We start from the raw sequence: 19,225 nt of genomic DNA on the forward strand, positions 1-19,225 counted from the left end.
GAAATTAATAACTAAAAACCTATAAAGAAATGAAAAAAGTCACTTTTTATTTAATGATGATGGTATTGTCATTAAGTATCATTCCAACTCAAATGTTAGCAGCTGAAAAAAATCCAACTTCGGTTTCAAACACGCCAAAAGAAGTTCCTCCAGAAGTTAAGGTTTTGCTTAACCGTCTTAACGAAATAAAAGCAATGGACAAGTCTTCTTTGAGTTCTTCAGAGAAAAAAGAACTACGTAAAGAAGTACGTGCCATCAAAGCGGAATTAAAATCTACAGGAAATGGTGTATACTTATCTGTAGGTGCAATTATAATAGTTATTCTTTTATTGATTCTTTTATTGTAAATAAATTTATAGCTGTAGAAAAAGGAAATGAATCATCGTTTCCTTTTTTTTATGAAATCTTACAGAACCCAATTAAATGTTAATGAGTTGCTATTGGCACAATTGTTGGCTTTACTATAAAATGGAATAGAAATAGTAATTGAAAAATTACTATAAATTGATTACTAATTAAAATTTTGAAAAATGAAAACATTAAAATTAATCATCGCAGGAATTATACTTTTAGTATCAAGTAATACGATGCAAGCACAAGTTTCAGTAAATGTAAATATAGGTAGTCCACCAGCATGGGGTCCAGTTGGATACTCATCTGTAGATTATTATTATTTACCGGATGTTCAAGCTTATTATGATATAAGAGCTACTCAGTTTATTTATTTTGGTGGAGGAAAATGGATTCGTTCCAGAAACTTGCCGTATCAATACCGAAACTATAATTTATATAATGGTTACAAAGTAGTATTAACCGATTATCATGGTTCAAGACCATACAGTAACTTTAATACACATAAAGTAAAATATTACAAAGGATACAAAGGTAAACCTCAAAAATCAATAGGTTCCAATCGTAGTCGTAACAACAAAGTGTATAAAAATAATGGGAACAATGGAAATGGGAATAAAGGAGGAAAAGGAAATAATGGCCATGGAAATGGGAAAAATTAATACTGATTTCATATAATTTAAAAAGAGAGTTCCAAAATTGGGACTCTCTTTTTTTTAAAGCAAAAAGTCTTAATTAAATGGTATTTTTTTTGTTTTGGCACAGTTGTTGGCTTAATAAAAAAAGCACCGTAATAACGAGTTATTATAAAAAGCTATTACTAATTAAATATTTGAAAAAATGAGAACATTAAAATTAATCGCCGTAGGAATTATCCTTTTTGCATCAAGTTCAATACATGCACAAGTCTCAGTAAGTGTAAACATAGGTACGGCTCCATCATGGGGACCTGTAGGATATGCAGAAGCTGAATATTATTATTTGCCAGATGTTGAGGCGTATTACGATGTAAGAGCAACTCAATTCATTTATTTTGGAGGCGGAAGATGGATACGTTCAAGACATCTACCTAATCAATATAGAAACTATGATCTCTATGGTGGATACAAAGTAGTATTAAACGATTATCATGGTTCAAGACCGTATAGCCACTTTAACAATCATAAAGTAAAATATTACAGAGGATATCATGGAAGAGAACAAAGAAATATAGGCTATAACAATAACCGTAGAGTATATGTAAAACAAAGAGGGAATGACGATCATAGAAGATATGATGACCACAGAGAATATAGAAAACATGATAATCGAAATAATGGAAATGGAAATGGACGTGGGCATGGAAACGGACGTGGAAATGGACACGATAGAGACTAATCACAAGTTTATTTAAAAAGAGAGAGAACCAAAATTGGTTCTCTCTCTTTTTATATAACAGTCCCGTAACTAATATTAATTATTTCAGCCACGAATTACACGAATTGCCACGAATTCCTATTTTAATTTTTAAAAAATTAGTGTAATTCACGGTTAACTTTTTCAAAGCGTTTGTATCCTGTAAATTTAGTCCGCTTTGCGGACAGTCCTATTTTTTATTATTAAAGAAAACCCAAAACATTTCAGAAAAAATTATTTAATTCCTACATTTGAAGTTACTGCAAATTAAATTTAAAAAAATGCAAAAAAAATACGTATCAGCTATTTTAATATTTCTTCTCTGTTGCCAAATAACAAATGCGCAACAACCACAAAAACCAAATTCTGTTGAAATTTACAATCAAATTCAAAAGCTTAATTTTTTAGGTTCTGTACTTTATATCGCAGCACATCCTGATGATGAAAATACCCGATTAATTTCTTATTTATCCAATGAACAAAAAGCCAGAACGGGCTATTTATCTTTGACACGCGGTGATGGTGGCCAAAACTTAATTGGTACACAATTACGGGAATTATTGGGAGTGATACGAACTCAAGAACTTATTGAAGCCCGAAAAATTGATGGAGGAGAACAATTTTTTTCCCGTGCCAATGATTTTGGATTTTCTAAAAATCCAACAGAGACTTTAGAAATTTGGGATAAAGAGAAAGTATTGGCTGACGTTATTTGGGCAATCAGGAAATTTCAACCTGATGTAATTGTCAACAGGTTTGACCATAGATCTGCCGGAACTACACACGGTCATCATACGGCATCGGCAATGTTGAGCGTAGAAAGTTTTGAACTGGCCAATAATCCTGCTATTTTTCCGGAGCAATTACAATTTGTAAAACCTTGGCAAACCAAACGCCAGTTTTTTAATACCTCTTGGTGGTTTTATGGAACTGTCGAAAAATTTAATGCCGCCGATAAAACGAATCTAATTGCCCTGCAAACTGGAGTTTATTATACCGGATTAGGAAAATCAAATCAAGAAATAGCGGCATTAAGTCGCAGCCGTCATCAATCGCAAGGTTTTGGAAGCACTGGTACGCGTGGCGAAGAAACGGAATATTTAGAGTTTATAAATGGAGATGCTTTAAAAGATAAAAAATCACTTTTTGAAGGAATTGATACCTCTTGGAACCGAGTAAAAGGAGGAAAAGCCATTGGAGAGTTATTGACAACTATTGCAGCTGAATTCGATCATAATAATCCTTCGGCAAGTATTCCAAATTTGGCGAAAGCCTACTCCATGATGAAAGCTTTGGACGAAAATCACTGGGCACCACTGAAATCCGCAGCCATAAAAGAAATTATAGCGGCCTGTTCCGGTTTGTATCTTGAAGCCGTAGCCCAAAATCAGGAAGCGACTCCCGGAAGCATTATTAAATTAAAACTTGAAGCTATTAACAGAAGCTCTGCGTCAATACAATTAATGAGCGTGACCGCTTTGCCAGAACAAATAAACACCCCTCAAAATCGCAAGTTAAAAAATAATATTCTAAATAACATCAATTTAGATTTAAAATTACCCGAATCAATTAACTACACACAACCGTATTGGTTAAGAGAAAATGGAACCGTTGGGATGTATGCCGTAAATCAGCAACAAAACATAGGGATTCCGGATATAATTCGGGAAACTAAAGTGGTCTTTAATATTCAAATTAACGGAATCGAAATCCCATTTGAGCGAACCGTTGTTTATAAATACAATGATGATGTAAAAGGCGAAGTGTACAATTATCTCGACATAGTTCCTGAGGTTACCACTTCAATTTTGGACAAAGTATTACTTTTTAAAGACACAAAAATTAAATACGTAGGCGTAAAAATTAAAGCGGGTAAAGATGCTGTAAAAGGAAATTTACAACTTGAACTGCCTCAAAACTGGGGTGTTTCTCCAAAATCAATTCCTTTTAATATTGAAAAAAAGGGAACGGAACAAATTGTTTATTTTGAAGTAACCGCACCAAATAAATCCGAAGAAGCTGTAGCCAAAAGTGTTGCAATTATTGACAATAAACGATTTGACAAAGAACAAATCATCATTAATTATGACCACATCACTAAACAGCAAGTTTTAAAATCAGCTGAAGCCAAATGCATCAAAACGGATTTAAAAACGAATGAAGAGAGAATTGCATACATTATGGGTGCCGGAGATGAAGTTCCTAGCAGCCTGACTCAGTTGGGATATACTGTTTCACTGCTAAAACCGGAAGAAATAACACCCGAAAAATTAGAGAATTTTGATGTAGTTATGACTGGTGTTCGTGCCTACAATACCGTTGCAGCATTGGCAAATAAGCAAACGATACTTTTTGACTTTGTAAAAGGAGGAAAAACAATGCTCGTTCAGTACAATACTGCGGGTGATCTTGTAACCGAAAATATCGCGCCTTATCCGTTGAAACTGTCCCGCGACCGTGTAACTGAAGAAGATGCCGAAGTCCGATTTTTAGCACCAAACCATCCCGTTTTGAATTTTCCAAACAAAATTACCGCTAAAGATTTTCAAGGTTGGAAACAAGAGCAAGGATTGTATTACCCAAGTGAATACGACAAAGCCTTCACTCCTATTCTATCTTCAAATGATAAAGGGGAAAGTCCTAAAAATGGTGCTTTACTGATCGCTCCTTACGGAAAAGGATACTATATTTATACGGGTTTAAGCTTTTTCAGAGAATTACCCGAAGGCGTTACCGGTGCCTATAAATTAATTTCCAATATCATTTCGTTACAATCATCCGAAAAAATTCCTGTTCAAAAAATCAAGCCCTAACCCAATCTAAAATGGAATCAAAAAAAGTAAAAACCTGGAAGAAGAACTATACCTGGGTACTTGTAGCCAACGTTATATACATCCTGATCTTTTGTCTCATCATGAAATTATACTCTTAAATTATGCAATTATTTGATTGGATTATACTCATAGTTACTTTATTGTTCATTGTAATTTACGGTGCTTGGAAAACCAAAGGAAGTAAAAATGTGGAAGACTTTATTCTGGGTAGCAATGAAACGCCTTGGCATATTGTGGGACTTTCAGTTATGGCAACACAAGCCAGTGCGATTACATTTCTTTCCACTCCAGGACAGGCCTATCATGACGGAATGGGTTTTGTACAATTCTACTTTGGATTGCCAATTGCCATGGTTGTAATTTGCGTCACATTTATCCCTTTGTACCACAAATACAAAGTATATACAGCTTATGAATACCTCGAAGAAAGATTTGATTTAAAGACCCGTTCCCTTGCAGCCATTCTTTTCCTGTTCCAAAGAGGTTTAGGAACTGGATTAACCATTTATGCGCCAGCGATTATTTTGTCGGCAATATTGGGTTGGAATCTTACCTACATGAATATTATTATTGGTGTATTGGTCATCATTTATACCTTTTCGGGCGGAACCAAAGCAGTGAATGTAACTCAAAAACAGCAAATGTTTGTGATTATGTCAGGAATGCTAATCACCTTTTTTCTGATATTACATTATTTACCTAATGATATGACATTTACCAGTGCGTTGCATATTGCTGGTGCAAATGATAAAATGGATATTGTCAATTTCTCTTTAGATCCAGAAGAAAAATATACTTTTTGGAGCGGAATCACAGGCGGTTTTTTCCTTGCATTAGCTTATTTTGGAACCGATCAATCTCAGGTAGGGCGTTATTTATCAGGGAAATCAGTTCGGGAAAGTCAAATGGGACTGATTATGAACGGTCTTTTAAAAGTACCTATGCAGTTCTTTATTTTACTTACCGGAGTTATGGTTTTTGTTTTTTTCCAATTCAATCCTGTTCCGTTAAATTTTAATCCAAACAACAAAGCCATGATTGAAAAGTCGGCTTACAAAGGCGAATACAATGCTTTGGAGAAAAAATTAGACGATTTATCCGAGGATAAAAAAGTAATTAATCTGTTGTACATCGATCAGCTCAATCAAGATTATGACAACCCAATCCTTCGAAAAGAATTAGTGGCTTTGTCCAATAAAGAAAAAGATTTAAGAGATCGAGCCAAAGAAATAATCCTGAAAGCCGATAGCAACAGTGAAACCAACGATAAAGATTATGTGTTTTTCCACTTTATCTTAAATTATCTACCCAAAGGACTTATCGGTTTATTGCTGGCTGTTATCATTTCAGCCGCCATGTCGTCTACCGCTTCGGGACTGAATGCATTGGCATCTACAACAGCAATTGATATTTACAAACGCAATCTGAAAGAAGAAAAATCAGAACGGCATTACCTCTATGCTACAAAATTCTTTACATTATTGTGGGGAGTTATTGCAATACTATTTGCTTGTATTGGAACGCTGTTTGAAAATTTAATTCAATTGGTAAATATCATTGGATCTATATTTTACGGAACTGTATTGGGAATTTTCCTGGTTGGTTTTTATTTAAAAAATGTACAGTCCAAAGCTATTTTTTACAGCGCCGTAGTAAGTCAGATTACTATTTTTATCATTTACTATTACGCTATTTATATTTTCCCTAGCGGTGAAGAAAAACTGGGATATTTATGGCTTAATTTCATCGGAGCGATGTTAACGATTGTAATTTCCTTGCTATTGCAATGGACCATCTTCAGAAAACAGAGAGCGATTACAGCCTAAATTAAAATGTTAAAACTAAATGATTGTTTAGTTTCTAAAAACTATTAACCGCAGATTCACAGATTATCAATATAAAAATCTGTGAATCTGCGGTTATTTTTTTAACTTCTGAATGTTCCTTATGTGACCTATATTAAAAGAATCTCTCCTTCTTCGGACACGATCGGCAGCGAACTGGCGAAGCAATGATAATACATATAGATCATTAATGTTCTACATTTAAAATCATAATTCCTTGTTTTTCAAACAAAAAAAATCCCGTCTCGATAATTCAAGACGGGATTTTTTTGCAAAACAGTTAGAATAATTAGTTTTTACTCCACTCTGCAATACTATCTTTATTCATTTTTACGTAGTCTTGGTTTTTAGCAATTTCAGCCGCTGCAAGAGATAATTTTGCCGTTTCGATCGCTCCTTTTTTATCTCCAAGTTTTGCTTGAATCAACGACTTCAATCTGTTATACCAAAACGGTTTGTCATTAGACATATCCAACGCTTTGTTTACATAAACCAACGCTTTTGCATTGTCACCATTCGATTGAAATAAAAATTGGGCTGCAGAAAAATAATCCGCGGCAGTTGGTCCCGCTAATGCTTTCTCGATATTAGCCGTTGCTTTTTGTTGTGTAGGCACTTCAAATTTCACAGCTGCATACGAATTCTCCCAGTACATTTCTAAAAATGCAAAATTGTTGTCTAAACCACTAACTCCAATAGTAAATGTTTCCACACTTCTATTTAACGTTTCCGTTTTAACAGTAGCTCTAAGGGCTACATTTTCTTCTTTCCACTCTTCTGGATTACCCCAGTTATCAGTAGTTTTATAAAATATTATTTCCCAGCTTTCTATTTTTGGAATCGTATACAATGAATATTTTCCTTTTTTCAAGGTTTTACCATCAATAACAACATCGTCGCTAAAAGATACTGTTGTATTTTCATTAGCTCCCGTTCTCCATACTTTTCCAAAAGGGATTAAATTACCAAAAACTGCTCTTCCTCTTGCACTTGGTCTTGAATAATTAATTTCTACATCTGTCAAACCTACTGCTTGCATGATTGTAGATTTTGGACTTGACTGAGGTGTTTTAACTTGTGCCTCAATGGTGAAATTTGCTATAATAATGGCAAATACAATGATTATTTTTTTCATGTTCTAATTTTTTTATGATTTCCAAATTTACAAATTCAATGGCTTTCAAATGTTAATTATTCCTTAATTTAGAATCAATATTCTTAACGGCATCAAAACCTAATTCGTTAAAATGATTAATCACAACATCAGCTTCCGATAAATCTTGCGCCTCAGAGTGAATACTGTTGTACCCCACGCACAAAATTCCCGCTGCTTTCGCCGCTTTTATCCCATTTGTGCTGTCTTCAATCACAATACAGCTTTCTTTTGGCGCAACTGATAAACTTGCGGCATGTTCAAAAATAGCAGGATGTGGTTTCGATTTAGGAAAATCTTCCCCGCTTACCACATGTGTAAAATAGTCATGCAACTTAAACCGGCTAAACACACGTTCAATAGTAACTTTGGATGCCGAAGAAGCCAAAATCAATTGCATTCCGTTTTCGTGTAATTCTTTAATCAGATTTTCAACACCTTCCAATAATTCCAAATCAGCTTTACTATCAAAAGCGTCATTAAAAATATTGCGTTTTCTTTGAATCAAATCTTCAACTTCGTGTTCAATCACAAAAACCTCTTTCAATTTCTGAAACGTATTTCTAGTAGAAAAACCGGTAAATGAAGTGTACATTTCCTCTGTAACAGTAATATTTAATTCATTGAATTGTTTGAAATAAGCATAACGGTGTACGGGTTCTGTATCGACAATTACACCATCCATGTCAAAAATTACGGTTTGTATCATTTGAGTTTTTTGGGGTTATGGGTTATGGGTTAAAAGTTATGGGTTACGCTTTCTTTACACTTAACTCTTAACTTATAACACTGAACACTATTTTTTAAGTAAATAGCGAATCACGGTTTCTGCAGCATACAAACCAAATAATCCCGGCATGTAACTGTTTGTTCCGTAAAATGATTTTTTAAAATTGGATCCATCAGTCATTTTCAAACTCGTTTCGTCTTGAATTTCAGAAGAAAAAACCACTTTCAGTTTATCAATTTTTACTTCTTTCAATCGTCTTCTAATGGTTTTAGCAAAGTAACAATTCACGGTATTGGTAATATCTGTCACTTTCACTTTAGAAGCTTCCATTTTTCCGCCAGCGCCCATACTGCTGATAATTTTTACTCTTTTTCGCTTGGCACCAATAATCAAATTCAACTTTGGAGTTACACTGTCAATGCAATCCAAAACATAATCAAATTCCTCTGAAACAATTTCAAAAGCACGCTCAGGCGAAAGAAATTCTTGCACACGAGTCAATTTCAATTCTGGATTGATGTCCATTAATCGATCACCGACAATAGTCACTTTGGGTTGTCCCACTGTCGAATGTAAAGCAGGTAATTGTCGATTTATATTGGTAATATCAACTACGTCACCATCTACAATAGTCATGGTTCCCACTCCTGCTCTTGCCAAAAATTCAGCTGCAAAAGAACCAACACCGCCCAATCCTACAACCAATACATTTGCATTTTTCAAATTATCTAAACCTTCTTTTTTGAATAAAAGTTCGGCTCTTTCTGTCCATTCTGCCATTTTTTTTTGTTTAAAGTTTAATGTTTAAAGTTCTAAAACTTCAACTCTTATAATATCTAAATTCTAATCTTGAATACTTCCAAAAAATTACTATTCACCTGTTCCTGTATTTCTTTGATAGAAACTCCTTTGTATTTTGCTGCCAATTCATAAACTGCCTCAATTCCCTCTTCAACCGTATCCGTTTCCAAAAAAAATCGATTATCAGGAACGCTTTTAAAAACCGTTTCTAATTCCTTATTTAGCAATAAATATTTTCCAAACGAAATATAAAATCCATTATCCACTAATTGTTTAGCAACTTGAGTATTTTTGGAAAACCCATGAATCAACATTGGAACTGAAATATTCATTTTTTTCTTCATGGTAATCAATTCCTGAAAAGCCGCAACACAATGTATTACAACCGGTTTTTGATATTGCTGCGCCAAAAGCAATTGCTTTTCGAAAACCATTTGTTGCATTTCCATTGGAATACCGATGCGTTTATCCAATCCGCATTCGCCAACAGCGAGACAATTTGCCTCATATAATTTACTTTTGATTATCGCCAAGTCAGCTTCTATTCTTTCTTCAACGATAAACCAAGGATGAATCCCGATGGAATAATACGGAATTGTTGCATCAAATTCCTGTGGATATTGATTCACTAATTCCAACACATTGGGCTGATTAGTCCATTTATGCGTATGCAGATTAAAGAATTCCATTAGTCGTGAAACTTTTTAACCCCAGCTTTTATTTCAATATTCAAATCGTTTTCCAGCGGGACTTTTGGGCAGGAATACTTATGATTATAAGCGCAATACGGATTGTATGATGTATTAAAATCAATCACAATCGTATTTCCTTTTGGGATTCTTAAATCGATATATTTCCCGCCAATGTAACTTTCGGTACCTGAAGTCAAATCAGAAAACGGCAGAAATAAATAGTCTTTGTATTCCTCCTTTTTCGAAAGCTCAATATTCTTGTACACATTCAGTTTAAAATCCCGACCATCGATTGTAAAAGAAAGTTCACCATATTTTACATACAATGGTTTCCTGTCCGTTGATGTTTTCATTTCAAAAGGCTGCTCGTTTTCTGTTCTGAGAAATGCAGCTGTCACAAAAAACTTTTCGTCAATAGGATAAAAATCAAGTGTTTTAAATTCTGCTAAATCTTCTGTAGTCAAAGGACTTGTCTTTGCATCCGCATATTCTGTATTTAATTCCTTTTGAAATTTGGCTACAGCCGAAACGTCAAATTGTTCTTGGCCAAAGCCAAAATTCAATTGTACTAAAAACAACAAAGTGAATAGCGTTCTCATGTTCTGATTTTTATGCAAAAATAGTTTAAAAGTTACTAGGACACAAAGACGCATCGGTACAAAGTTTTCTACCTTTGTGAAATTATAACTTTAGATATGCTCAAAACTGCTTTTCAACGCTACATAAATAATTTCAGAGGATTTACAAGAGAAGTTTGGATTCTTACGCTGATTACTTTTATCAATCGTGCCGGTACGATGGTTTTGCCTTTTTTATCCAAATATCTGAAAGAAGATTTAAGCTTTTCTTATGCTCAAGTAGGATGGATTATGGTTGCTTTTGGTTTTGGTTCTATGTTAGGATCTTGGCTTGGTGGCAAATTATCCGATAAAATAGGTTTTTACAGAATCATGGTTTTCAGCTTATTCACCAGCGGAATATTACTGTTTTTAGTACAATACATACGAACTTTTTGGGGATTGTGTTTTGCAATGTTCTTCATAATGACCGTTGCTGATATGTTTCGTCCCGCTATGTTTGTATCTCTGGGAACGTATGCAAAACCTGAAAACCGTACCAGAGCATTGACTTTAGTTCGATTAGCAGTGAATTTAGGGTTTACTGCCGGACCGGCTTTAGGAGGTTTAATCATCATGAATTTGGGCTACAGCGGATTATTTTGGGTAGATGGAAGCTCTTGCATTGTATCTATTTTGATTTTCACCTTATTGGTAAAAGAACGTAAAAAACCAGCTGATTTGAATACGGCAAATAGTGAAACTGAAATACCTGCTTCTGTTTTCAAAGACAAGATATTCTGGATTTTTCTCTTTATCTGTTTTATAACGGCAATGCTTTTCTTTCAACTTTTCACCACTTTACCCTTGTATCACAATGAAAAATTTGGGCTGACTGAATTTCAAAGCGGACTTTTATTATCCTTAAATGGACTTTTGATTTTCTTCCTGGAAATGCCAATTGTGAGCATTAGCCAAAGAAAAAACATCGATAAACTCAAAATTATTCTTTGGGGTTCGCTGTTAATGTCCATTAGTTTCTACGTTTTAATGATCAATATTTGGGCGGGAATATTAATTGTCAGTATTCTTTTTATCACTTTTGGAGAAATGTTCATCTTCCCTTTTTCCAATTCTTTCGCTTTAAGCCGTGCACCAAAAGGGCATGAAGGCCGCTACATGGCTTTGTTTACGATGAGTTTCAGCTTGGCGCACATTGCAAGTTCCAAAACCGGACTGGAAATCATTGCTGCCTTTGGCTACCAAACCAATTGGTTTGTCATGGGAAGTTTAGGAATTCTCTCGGTAGTCGGTTGTATTTGGCTGCAAAAATTAATCAAACAGGAAAACAAATAGTTCTTCAATTTACTTGTTTGATTTTGCTGTTTTTGTACTAAAACAAATTTGATTTTAGCATGAAACCTGTTTTTTTAGTTAATTAACTATGTTTTTAGTTGTGTAACTAAAAATATAGTTGTAAGTTTGATTCAAATAAAAAAATCATGCAAAAACTGACGAACAAAGAAGAAGAAATCATGCACATTTTATGGAAGCTCAAAAAAGCATTCGTAAAAGAAGTCATGGCAGAAATCACAGAAGAGCAACCCCATTATAACACGCTTTCTACTATTGTGCGCAATCTGGAAGAAAAAGGTTTTGTGTCGCACAATGCTTTTGGAAACACACACCAATACTATCCTATCGTGAGTTTAGAAGACTATAGAAAACGCTTCATGAATACGGCAATCGATAATTATTTTAACAGTTCCTATAAAAATATGGTCTCCCATTTTGCCAAAGAAGAGAAAATTTCTGCAGCCGAATTACGTGAGATTTTGGCAATGATTGAAACCCAAAAAGAAGAAAAATAATCCTTCTTTAAAAAAACAACTCCAGAATAAAATCAAGAATCGTTATGGAAGCACTATACATTTACCTCATCAAATCCAGCGGATTAATCGCACTGTTTTATTTGGCTTATTATTTTATGTTGCGAAAAGAAACCTTTTTCACAAGTAATCGTTGGTTTCTGTTATTGGGTTTATTCACTTCTGTAGTTTTGCCGTTAGTCGTTTATACCAAAATAATAGTGGTAGCATCAAGTTCTAAAAACATTGACTGGTCTAGGATTCCAGTAACAACAAGTATCACAAATGAAGCTTTTGAGATCAATTGGTATTTAATTTTTGGAATTGCATACGGAATTGGAATAGTTTTATTTCTGATCAAATTTGCTTTTGATTTTTATAGCTTAAATACCGTTTTGAAAGGTAAAACTATTCAAAATCAAGCAGATTTTAAATTTATTGATACAACTGAAAACGTTGCCCCATTTTCTTATTTTAATATTATCGTTTACAATTCGTCATTATACAGCAGCTCCGAATTAGAAAATATTTTGGAACATGAAAAAGTGCATAGCGAGCAAAATCATACCGTTGACGTATTGATTTCAAGACTATTTTGCATCCTTTTTTGGTTCAATCCGTTAATTTGGTTGTATAAAAAAGCGATTCTACAAAACTTGGAATTCATAGCCGACAACGAAGCCACAAAAAAGATATCCGACAAAAAAGCATATCAATTCACGCTTTTAAAAATAACAACGCATGAGAATTGTGTTGCCATTACCAATCATTTTTATCAATCCTTAATCAAAAAACGAATCGTTATGTTAAACAAAAATCAATCAAACAAAAGAAATTCTTGGAAGTACGCCTTGGTAGTTCCAGTATTAGTGGCATTTATGCTTTATTTTCAAGTGAAAGTTGTGGCGCAGGAGAAAGCAGGGACTATATCAGATAGCCCGAAAAACTATGACATGTTAGGAATCATAATTGAAAATGATTTTAAAGATGATGCTTTTGAATATTTTTCAAAAAAAATTAAAAAAGAGAAAAATATAGATGTTAAATTCTACGCCATAAAAAGAGATGAAAACAATAAAATAATTGCCATTTCTATATCTTGTAACAATAATATTGATCAAAAAACTACTCATGAAATCAAAGGAGATTTACCAATAAAAGCCTTTGAATTAAGTTTTAAAAAAAATAAATTAGGCCAAAATAGCGTAAGCTTCAAAGATGTCAATATAGATGAAATAAATAACGCTCCAAGAGGCTATGCTGCTCCTATTTCTGACACAGAAGAAGGCATCATCAAAAATGAAGATTTTGTTTCAGATATTAAGGCTCCTAAACCACCAACGACTCCAACGCCTCCTAATCACAGTAAAATACCTGTTCCAGCGGTTAAAATGCCTGTATTACCAAAAACAACAGCAGCAACAAACCTTACTTATAAAAAAGGGGGTAAAACAATCCACAAACAAATTACTATCGTCAACGATAAAAAGGAAGTAAAAACAGAAATAGTTTCAGATTCTGACCCACAAACTGTGGAATTGAATACCGAAGACGATGCAACACAAGTAAAACGCGACATCGAACAAGCAAAACTAGACAGAATTCAAGCAAAAAAAGATATTGAACAAGCAAAAAGGGATAGAATTCAAGCAATAGAAGATAGAAAACAAGTAATAGAAGATAGAAAACAAGCAATAGAAGATAGAAAGCAAGCATTACGAGATAGAAAACAAGCGTTAAAAGATACCCAAACAGCAATTATGAAAGCAAACTAGAAAAAATCCGCAAATTTAGCTTTAAAAAAGAACAAGGAGTGGAACTTCAAATCCGCAAAAATATAAATCCAATAAAGACGGTCTATCAAGACCGTCTTTTTTTATATCTTTGTCCAAAACAACACCTTATGTATAAAATCCTGGCACAAATCAACAAAGTCATTTTACCTAGTTTCACCAAGCAGCGATTGGATTTGGCTAAAGCCAAGAAATGGCAAATGGCAATTATTGGTTTTAGATATTACGTAACCACACGTGCATTAGATTAATACGTAATCGCAGCAAAAATTTCATTTCCTTTGATTTTTGCTCTTCCATTTAAGAAAGCTAATTCCATCAGGAAATTGCATTGCACGATTTCGCCACCCAACCGTTCCACCAATTCGCAAACCGCTTTGGCTGTTCCTCCGGTTGCCAAAACATCATCGTGAATCAGAATTCGGTCTCCTTTTTGAATCGCATCGGTGTGAATTTCTAAAGTATCCGTTCCATATTCCAAATCATACGTTGCAGAAATGGTTTCGTAAGGCAACTTGTTAGGCTTTCGAACCGGAATAAAACCAACATTTAATTCCTGTGCAATCAGCATCCCAAAGAAAAACCCTCGACTCTCCACTCCTATTACCTTGTCTATTCTTTTATCTGCAAGGGATGAAACCAATATATTCAAGCATTTTTTCCTTGCTTCGGGATCAATTAGCAAGGGAGTGATGTCTTTAAACAAAATTCCTTCTTTTGGAAATCCCTGAATATCACGTATATACTTTTCTAGTGGCATATTTTTTAATTTTTATCTAAAATTAGTCTTGCAATTTACATATTTATTCCTATATTTGCACCCGCATAAAGGCCTTGTGGCGCAACTGAATAGCGCACTTGATTACGGCTCAAGAGGTTACTGGTTTGAATCCAGTCAAGGTCACTCTAAAAATCCTTAAACACACTGTTAATCAGTCGTTTAAGGATTTTTTATTTCTTAACTTGTACGATTTTTGTATTGTGGCTTGGAAGTTCCTTTAAAAAGTACCTTTTCAACAAAAATAAATGTTTTGTTTAGAGTGCATATTTTACACTTTTTGCACTAAACAAAAAAACCGCTCATTTCTGAACGGTTTCAATTTATTAAAAAACATCTTTACTCTACTTTCATTATCATATTTCCAAGAATATCATTTTTGATACGATAACCATACACACGGCAATTTTCTGAAAAATCAAATAAATGGTAGTCCACTATTAATCCAAGTTCTTTTGCCCTTGCAATATCCTTAAACATCCGTTGGCATAGTTCATAGGCTTCAATTTGCTTATCTGAATTGGTGTAGATACGGTGCTTTTCTTTAATCGCTTCAATACTTTCAGACGTTGGCTTTTCTTTGCTCCAATCGTTGGTATTTAATATTTTGGTGGCTTGGTTGTAGTAGGCTGTAAATCCTAATGATTCAAGATTAAACTCTTTTGATGCGTTCGGGAATTGAAATTTATCTTTTAACTTTTCATTCAGTTGGTCAATACTTTCAATATTCTTTGCATCTAATCCCATTTTTACCAATAGGCTTTCTAATTTGTTCCAGTTTTCGTGCTGTCTTTCTGCTATTCCAATGTATTGATTAGCTGTAAACTCATTCTCATTTAATAATATTCTTTTTTTCATTTTTTTAATGGTTTAAGTGTTGATAATAATTGCTTAGTTTTAATTGCTTTTAATCTGTCCCTCCACGGTAAAGGGGTTTTTCTCTTTTCTGTCATTTTTTCAATTTTAAATTGTTATTTTTATTCATCTAATTTGTTAATTGCTTTTGCCCTTTCTATTAATTCGGCTGTAGTCATTAAACTAAGGTCTATCGGTTTTTGTTTTATTTCGGTTTCAATCTCGATATAATTTTGCTTTGGTATTAAGTAAGGCAGTAACTTAATGACTGCATCAAAACGATCTTTGGGTTCTAATTTGTCCAGTAAATCGCTTATATTGTCCAATTCATTACCAACTATCTTTTGAAGTAGTTCTTTTGTTTCTGCTGTGGTTTTGTTTACCGTCCCAACGGTTCGCCCGCCTGTTTTAATTCTTTTTGTCATTTATTATAATTTTAAGGTTCTACTTTTATCTACTTTAGATAATAATCTGCTAAATCAAAACCGTTTTCAAAATCGGTTTGCTCAATCAATTCACTAACTGCAATTTTAAAACCTATTGCGTTTAACTCGGTGGCTTTGTTTAACCAGTTGAAATATTCGCCTTTGTCAGGAAACAAAACAATGTTTCTTTTTTTGATAGGTTTCAATAACTCAAACTTTAAATTTTGTTTGCTTCCTGTGGCTATCCAAATGTAATCAGGAATAAAAAGGCTCATTATTATTGCTGTCTTTTCACTTTCCACAATTGCAACGGTCTTTTGATAGTCTTCATTAACTCGGTGCAACCCAAACAAACATTGGCAAAGATTAAAATCAGGCTCTTTGATTGCATTATGTAGCCAGTTAATGTGATTGTAAGGCTTTTTTATTCTTTTGCCCGTATGCCTATCGTATTGCATAATCTTACAAGCGTGAATTTTTTCTTTGTCATCAATTTGCCAAAACGCTGTTGAGTTGCTCCAAAAATGGTTTGTTCCTGTAATGAAATAATTTTGCGTTGCTTTGAAAACCTCATCTTTTGAAAAATGGATTTTTAGAAACTCGGTTAAATTGTCAATATGTGGCTTTTCAAAATACATATTGTCTAATAATTCCAAACTGTGAAAACTCGGGGCAATCTTGGGCGGTGGTTCTTTGGCTGTAATTACATTTACAAAACCTATTTCATCAGTATTAAAATATTTACTTTCGTTTGCTAAATATGGAATAAGACTATTTTTTAAAAACCATTCCGAAATCCAGCAATCATTTTTTGTTTGCTCCAGTATTTGTGAGTTTGGCACTATCGAAATAATTCCGTTTTCATCAGTCAATTTGTATGCTTTATCTGAAATACTTTTCAAAGACAAAAAAGGAATATTAAAAACTTTTTTACCCTTTGGTGGTGCTTTGTGATAACCGCAATTTGTCGAGCGGTCACAACGTCCAAAGTCATCAGTTAAATGATCGCCCATTTCATTGTCCACATACAAAACAAAAGCACGTTTGTTACAAGCGGGGCAAATATGTTTTTTACTGCTTTTATCGAGGGTGTATTTATATTGTTCCATAAAATAAATGTTTTGTTTTGAGTTCACATTTTACACGTTTTACACTTTTGATTTTTGCAGTAGTGTAAGAAGTGTAAAATATGCACCTCAAAAAACAATCTTTTTTTTGCGTTAATTAGATAAATAAGCTACATTACCCACGTTAATACGATTGACAAATATTTTATAATGATTCAATCGTTGTATAAACTTGGTCTTCCCTACGGGTCTGTAACCGTCTTCAATACAAAATGTTTTATACCTTGGGTACAATTCCGAAATTAAAATATAGTCAGTAGTTGAGGTTTTATATTCCATTTCAGTAATGAATAACTGAACACTATCACTTTGCTTTTCGTAATCGCTTCGGGCATTGTCAACGGCTTCGCATTTACTGAATTTTTTTTGCTCCATTACCCTGTCAAGTCCTTGCAAAATCCAGTTGAATACTCCCGAAAGTTCGTTTTGTATTATTTTGTTTGGCAGTTGTTTGTCCTGTTTGTCTTCGGGAATAGTAACATCAAAACCAATAATCATAAACCGTCTAAAATAGGCGTTCGTGTGTTCTACATCCTTTGGCAATTCGTTACAGTTGAATATTAACTTTGCGTATTCAGTCAATATGAAAGGTTCGCCATAAGGTAAACGTGCCTCAATAGGTTCGCCACTTGCCATTTGTTTAAAAATATCGGTTTCAAGTTTGCCGTTTATTTCACTTGCATAATTCACTAGCTTATTGCCTATTTTGGCACGAAAATAACCGTTATCATTAGTAAGACTTTGTAATGAATAGTTGCTTATGTTTTCAGTTCCCAAAAGGGCGTTAAGTATCTCAAAAAATACACTTTTGCCGTTTGCTCCAGTTCCGAAAAGGATTAACATTTTTTCAAGTTTTAATACACTTGGTTTGATAAAAATGTAACCGCAATATTCTGCAAATATTCTTTGTTTGTCTTTGTCGGGCAAAACCTCATCCAAATACTTTTGAAATAGCGGGGCGGTTGCTTCTTGGTCATATTCAAAGGGCAATTGGTGGGTAATAAAATCTTTTTGCTCAAAGTTCCGTAAACCTCTATTGTTTGGTGTTATTTCAAATGTACCATTCACCAAATTGATTAAAATACAGTTCAATTTTCCTTTAGGTGTTGGCAAATAAGCATCTGCCATAAATTGTTTAAAAAGATCTTCTTTGAACGTGTGAATTTTACCTTTGAATTTTTCAACTCCCATTTGTAACGCTACATTACCCAAAAAGAATTGAAAACGTTCTTTGTCTATTTCATTCCAGTAACAACCATTATACAAATAAATAAAGCCGTTCTTTTTGCATAAACCCCATTTATTTACTGTGGCAATTTTTAAAAGTTGCTCAATACAAAGGATTAGATAATGATTTTTTGTGAGTTTGAAAGTTTTTAACTTTTTAGCCAGTTTATCAAACTCAGCTTGTTGACTTTCGGACAATTCACCACTTTTTAAAAGAATTGATTCTAATACTTTGTATTGTTTTTGAACGTCTTCACTATCAGGAAACGCCAATAATTGAAAATCTATTATTCCGATACTTTTTATAAGTTCCTGTAAAATATCATCATTAGAGTTTTTAACTACTTCAATATTATCAGTTAATTGATTAGTATTTTTAATAATTAGGTCTTTTAGATTATCTTTGTCTTTGGTTTTTGATAAAGATTTTACGGGGGTTTGGGTGCTACTACTCATAACCCCTTATTTATTTAATGGTGTGATTGTAGCCATCAACTCGGAACGCTTATAATAACACTTGTTAGCAAATTTATAGACGGTAATACGTCCTTTATTCTGCCAATGCCACAAAGTTGAAGCGTTTATTTGTAATAGTTCCAAAACCTGTTCCCTTGTCATCAGGGTTTCGTTTTCGGTTTGAGTAGTAAACTCTTTTTTGAAGTCTTCCAATTGGGTTTTGAAGACGTTTGTAAGTAGTTCCGTTAATTGGTCAGTACTTACGCTTTGTAGGATTGTTGATGTTGTCATAATGCCGTATCATTTAATATTGATAGGGCAAAATTGCACTGATTTACA

Annotated in this window: 20 protein-coding genes and 1 tRNA gene; 10 read left to right on the forward strand and 11 right to left on the reverse strand. The window is 33.7% G+C overall.

The genetic code is table 11. From position 1 onward, the window contains the following. Positions 1 to 29: 29 nt before the first annotated feature. The 5 genes from E0I26_RS08840 to E0I26_RS08860 all read left to right on the forward strand — a co-directional run bounded on the left by E0I26_RS08840 (position 30) and on the right by E0I26_RS08860 (position 6,406). Positions 30 to 347: a hypothetical protein gene (locus E0I26_RS08840; protein WP_131916123.1), complete on the forward strand. Its 318-nt coding sequence runs from the start codon at positions 30 to 32 to the stop codon at positions 345 to 347. 183 nt (positions 348 to 530) lie between these two features. Further along, positions 531 to 1,013 (forward strand): hypothetical protein, encoded by a 483-nt coding sequence (locus tag E0I26_RS08845; protein ID WP_131916124.1) that lies wholly within the window; start codon positions 531 to 533, stop codon positions 1,011 to 1,013. Between the two features lie 178 nt (positions 1,014 to 1,191). Further along, positions 1,192 to 1,728 carry a hypothetical protein gene (locus tag E0I26_RS08850; RefSeq protein ID WP_131916125.1) on the forward strand — a complete coding sequence of 179 codons (537 nt, stop codon included), beginning with the start codon at positions 1,192 to 1,194 and terminating at the stop codon, positions 1,726 to 1,728. A gap of 299 nt (positions 1,729 to 2,027) precedes the next feature. Beyond that, entirely contained in the window at positions 2,028 to 4,559 is a 2,532-nt protein-coding gene (locus E0I26_RS08855) for a PIG-L family deacetylase (protein WP_131916126.1), read from the forward strand. A 122-nt stretch (positions 4,560 to 4,681) separates the two neighbouring features. After that, the gene (locus tag E0I26_RS08860) at positions 4,682 to 6,406 is read left to right on the forward strand and encodes a sodium:solute symporter (protein WP_131916127.1); all 1,725 of its coding nucleotides are present in this window, start codon (positions 4,682 to 4,684) and stop codon (positions 6,404 to 6,406) included. A 307-nt stretch (positions 6,407 to 6,713) separates the two neighbouring features. Here E0I26_RS08860 and E0I26_RS08865 read toward each other — a convergent pair whose 3' ends face one another. From E0I26_RS08865 to E0I26_RS08885, 5 genes are all read right to left on the reverse strand, one after another. Continuing rightward, positions 6,714 to 7,559 (reverse strand): DUF2911 domain-containing protein, encoded by an 846-nt coding sequence (locus tag E0I26_RS08865; protein ID WP_131916128.1) that lies wholly within the window; start codon positions 7,557 to 7,559, stop codon positions 6,714 to 6,716. Positions 7,560 to 7,611: 52 nt separating this feature from the next. After that, positions 7,612 to 8,286 carry an HAD family hydrolase gene (locus E0I26_RS08870; RefSeq protein WP_131916129.1) on the reverse strand — a complete coding sequence of 225 codons (675 nt, stop codon included), beginning with the start codon at positions 8,284 to 8,286 and terminating at the stop codon, positions 7,612 to 7,614. 87 nt (positions 8,287 to 8,373) lie between these two features. Further along, entirely contained in the window at positions 8,374 to 9,087 is a 714-nt protein-coding gene (locus E0I26_RS08875; RefSeq protein ID WP_099715259.1) for a tRNA threonylcarbamoyladenosine dehydratase, read from the reverse strand. A gap of 56 nt (positions 9,088 to 9,143) precedes the next feature. Next, complete coding sequence (locus E0I26_RS08880; protein ID WP_131916130.1) at positions 9,144 to 9,797, reverse strand: TatD family hydrolase; 654 nt, start codon at positions 9,795 to 9,797, stop codon at positions 9,144 to 9,146. Then, positions 9,797 to 10,399, reverse strand: coding sequence for a DUF1684 domain-containing protein (locus tag E0I26_RS08885; RefSeq protein WP_131916131.1), 603 nt, complete (start codon positions 10,397 to 10,399; stop codon positions 9,797 to 9,799). Before E0I26_RS08885 ends, E0I26_RS08880 begins: the two co-directional genes overlap by 1 nt. A 96-nt stretch (positions 10,400 to 10,495) precedes the next feature. Here E0I26_RS08885 and E0I26_RS08890 point away from each other — a divergent pair, with 96 nt between their 5' ends. The 4 genes from E0I26_RS08890 (at position 10,496) to E0I26_RS08905 (ending at position 14,269) form a co-directional block, all read left to right on the forward strand. Further along, on the forward strand, positions 10,496 to 11,713 hold the full coding sequence (locus E0I26_RS08890) for an MDR family MFS transporter (RefSeq protein WP_131916132.1): 1,218 nt from the start codon (positions 10,496 to 10,498) through the stop codon (positions 11,711 to 11,713). A 146-nt stretch (positions 11,714 to 11,859) separates the two neighbouring features. Continuing rightward, complete coding sequence (locus E0I26_RS08895; RefSeq protein ID WP_099715255.1) at positions 11,860 to 12,228, forward strand: BlaI/MecI/CopY family transcriptional regulator; 369 nt, start codon at positions 11,860 to 11,862, stop codon at positions 12,226 to 12,228. Positions 12,229 to 12,272: 44 nt separating this feature from the next. After that, positions 12,273 to 14,000, forward strand: coding sequence for a M56 family metallopeptidase (locus E0I26_RS08900; RefSeq protein WP_131916133.1), 1,728 nt, complete (start codon positions 12,273 to 12,275; stop codon positions 13,998 to 14,000). 128 nt (positions 14,001 to 14,128) lie between these two features. Continuing rightward, positions 14,129 to 14,269, forward strand: coding sequence for an SsrA-binding protein (locus tag E0I26_RS08905; protein WP_091170625.1), 141 nt, complete (start codon positions 14,129 to 14,131; stop codon positions 14,267 to 14,269). On the opposite strand, the gene E0I26_RS08910 is transcribed toward E0I26_RS08905, so the two are convergent. Continuing rightward, on the reverse strand, positions 14,266 to 14,778 hold the full coding sequence (locus E0I26_RS08910) for an adenine phosphoribosyltransferase (RefSeq protein WP_131916134.1): 513 nt from the start codon (positions 14,776 to 14,778) through the stop codon (positions 14,266 to 14,268). The genes E0I26_RS08905 and E0I26_RS08910 overlap by 4 nt on opposite strands. A 70-nt stretch (positions 14,779 to 14,848) precedes the next feature. Here E0I26_RS08910 and E0I26_RS08915 point away from each other — a divergent pair. Further along, positions 14,849 to 14,922 (forward strand) — tRNA-Arg (locus E0I26_RS08915). Between the two features lie 213 nt (positions 14,923 to 15,135). Here the strand turns inward: E0I26_RS08915 and E0I26_RS08920 are convergent. The 5 genes from E0I26_RS08920 to E0I26_RS08940 all read right to left on the reverse strand — a co-directional run bounded on the left by E0I26_RS08920 (position 15,136) and on the right by E0I26_RS08940 (position 19,177). Next, positions 15,136 to 15,654: a hypothetical protein gene (locus E0I26_RS08920; protein WP_131916135.1), complete on the reverse strand. Its 519-nt coding sequence runs from the start codon at positions 15,652 to 15,654 to the stop codon at positions 15,136 to 15,138. 119 nt (positions 15,655 to 15,773) lie between these two features. Then, complete coding sequence (locus tag E0I26_RS08925; protein ID WP_131916136.1) at positions 15,774 to 16,076, reverse strand: hypothetical protein; 303 nt, start codon at positions 16,074 to 16,076, stop codon at positions 15,774 to 15,776. A gap of 29 nt (positions 16,077 to 16,105) precedes the next feature. Then, the gene (locus tag E0I26_RS08930; protein ID WP_131916137.1) at positions 16,106 to 17,185 is read right to left on the reverse strand and encodes a DUF6371 domain-containing protein; all 1,080 of its coding nucleotides are present in this window, start codon (positions 17,183 to 17,185) and stop codon (positions 16,106 to 16,108) included. A gap of 111 nt (positions 17,186 to 17,296) precedes the next feature. Further along, entirely contained in the window at positions 17,297 to 18,886 is a 1,590-nt protein-coding gene (locus E0I26_RS08935; protein WP_131916138.1) for a DNA primase family protein, read from the reverse strand. A 6-nt stretch (positions 18,887 to 18,892) separates the two neighbouring features. Next, positions 18,893 to 19,177 (reverse strand): helix-turn-helix domain-containing protein, encoded by a 285-nt coding sequence (locus E0I26_RS08940; RefSeq protein WP_131916139.1) that lies wholly within the window; start codon positions 19,175 to 19,177, stop codon positions 18,893 to 18,895. Between the last annotated feature and the right edge of the window lie 48 nt (positions 19,178 to 19,225).

Source organism: Flavobacterium rhamnosiphilum, from assembly GCF_004349195.1.
In the GTDB taxonomy this organism is placed as follows: Bacteria; Bacteroidota; Bacteroidia; order Flavobacteriales; family Flavobacteriaceae; genus Flavobacterium; species Flavobacterium rhamnosiphilum.

Bases quoted from the DNA above. Each gene is read 5' to 3' on its own strand.
- E0I26_RS08900 (WP_131916133.1), top strand. From the start codon at position 12,273: ATGGAAGCACTATACATTTACCTCATCAAATCCAGCGGATTAATCGCA.
- E0I26_RS08935 (WP_131916138.1), bottom strand. From the start codon at position 18,886: ATGAGTAGTAGCACCCAAACCCCCGTAAAATCTTTATCAAAAACCAAA.
- E0I26_RS08870 (WP_131916129.1), bottom strand. From the start codon at position 8,286: ATGATACAAACCGTAATTTTTGACATGGATGGTGTAATTGTCGATACA.
- E0I26_RS08895 (WP_099715255.1), top strand. From the start codon at position 11,860: ATGCAAAAACTGACGAACAAAGAAGAAGAAATCATGCACATTTTATGG.
- E0I26_RS08840 (WP_131916123.1), top strand. From the start codon at position 30: ATGAAAAAAGTCACTTTTTATTTAATGATGATGGTATTGTCATTAAGT.
- E0I26_RS08890 (WP_131916132.1), top strand. From the start codon at position 10,496: ATGCTCAAAACTGCTTTTCAACGCTACATAAATAATTTCAGAGGATTT.
- E0I26_RS08930 (WP_131916137.1), bottom strand. From the start codon at position 17,185: ATGGAACAATATAAATACACCCTCGATAAAAGCAGTAAAAAACATATT.
- E0I26_RS08880 (WP_131916130.1), bottom strand. From the start codon at position 9,797: ATGGAATTCTTTAATCTGCATACGCATAAATGGACTAATCAGCCCAAT.
- E0I26_RS08910 (WP_131916134.1), bottom strand. From the start codon at position 14,778: ATGCCACTAGAAAAGTATATACGTGATATTCAGGGATTTCCAAAAGAA.
- E0I26_RS08845 (WP_131916124.1), top strand. From the start codon at position 531: ATGAAAACATTAAAATTAATCATCGCAGGAATTATACTTTTAGTATCA.
- E0I26_RS08860 (WP_131916127.1), top strand. From the start codon at position 4,682: ATGCAATTATTTGATTGGATTATACTCATAGTTACTTTATTGTTCATT.
- E0I26_RS08920 (WP_131916135.1), bottom strand. From the start codon at position 15,654: ATGAAAAAAAGAATATTATTAAATGAGAATGAGTTTACAGCTAATCAA.
- E0I26_RS08875 (WP_099715259.1), bottom strand. From the start codon at position 9,087: ATGGCAGAATGGACAGAAAGAGCCGAACTTTTATTCAAAAAAGAAGGT.
- E0I26_RS08940 (WP_131916139.1), bottom strand. From the start codon at position 19,177: ATGACAACATCAACAATCCTACAAAGCGTAAGTACTGACCAATTAACG.
- E0I26_RS08865 (WP_131916128.1), bottom strand. From the start codon at position 7,559: ATGAAAAAAATAATCATTGTATTTGCCATTATTATAGCAAATTTCACC.
- E0I26_RS08885 (WP_131916131.1), bottom strand. From the start codon at position 10,399: ATGAGAACGCTATTCACTTTGTTGTTTTTAGTACAATTGAATTTTGGC.
- E0I26_RS08925 (WP_131916136.1), bottom strand. From the start codon at position 16,076: ATGACAAAAAGAATTAAAACAGGCGGGCGAACCGTTGGGACGGTAAAC.
- E0I26_RS08905 (WP_091170625.1), top strand. From the start codon at position 14,129: ATGTATAAAATCCTGGCACAAATCAACAAAGTCATTTTACCTAGTTTC.
- E0I26_RS08850 (WP_131916125.1), top strand. From the start codon at position 1,192: ATGAGAACATTAAAATTAATCGCCGTAGGAATTATCCTTTTTGCATCA.
- E0I26_RS08855 (WP_131916126.1), top strand. From the start codon at position 2,028: ATGCAAAAAAAATACGTATCAGCTATTTTAATATTTCTTCTCTGTTGC.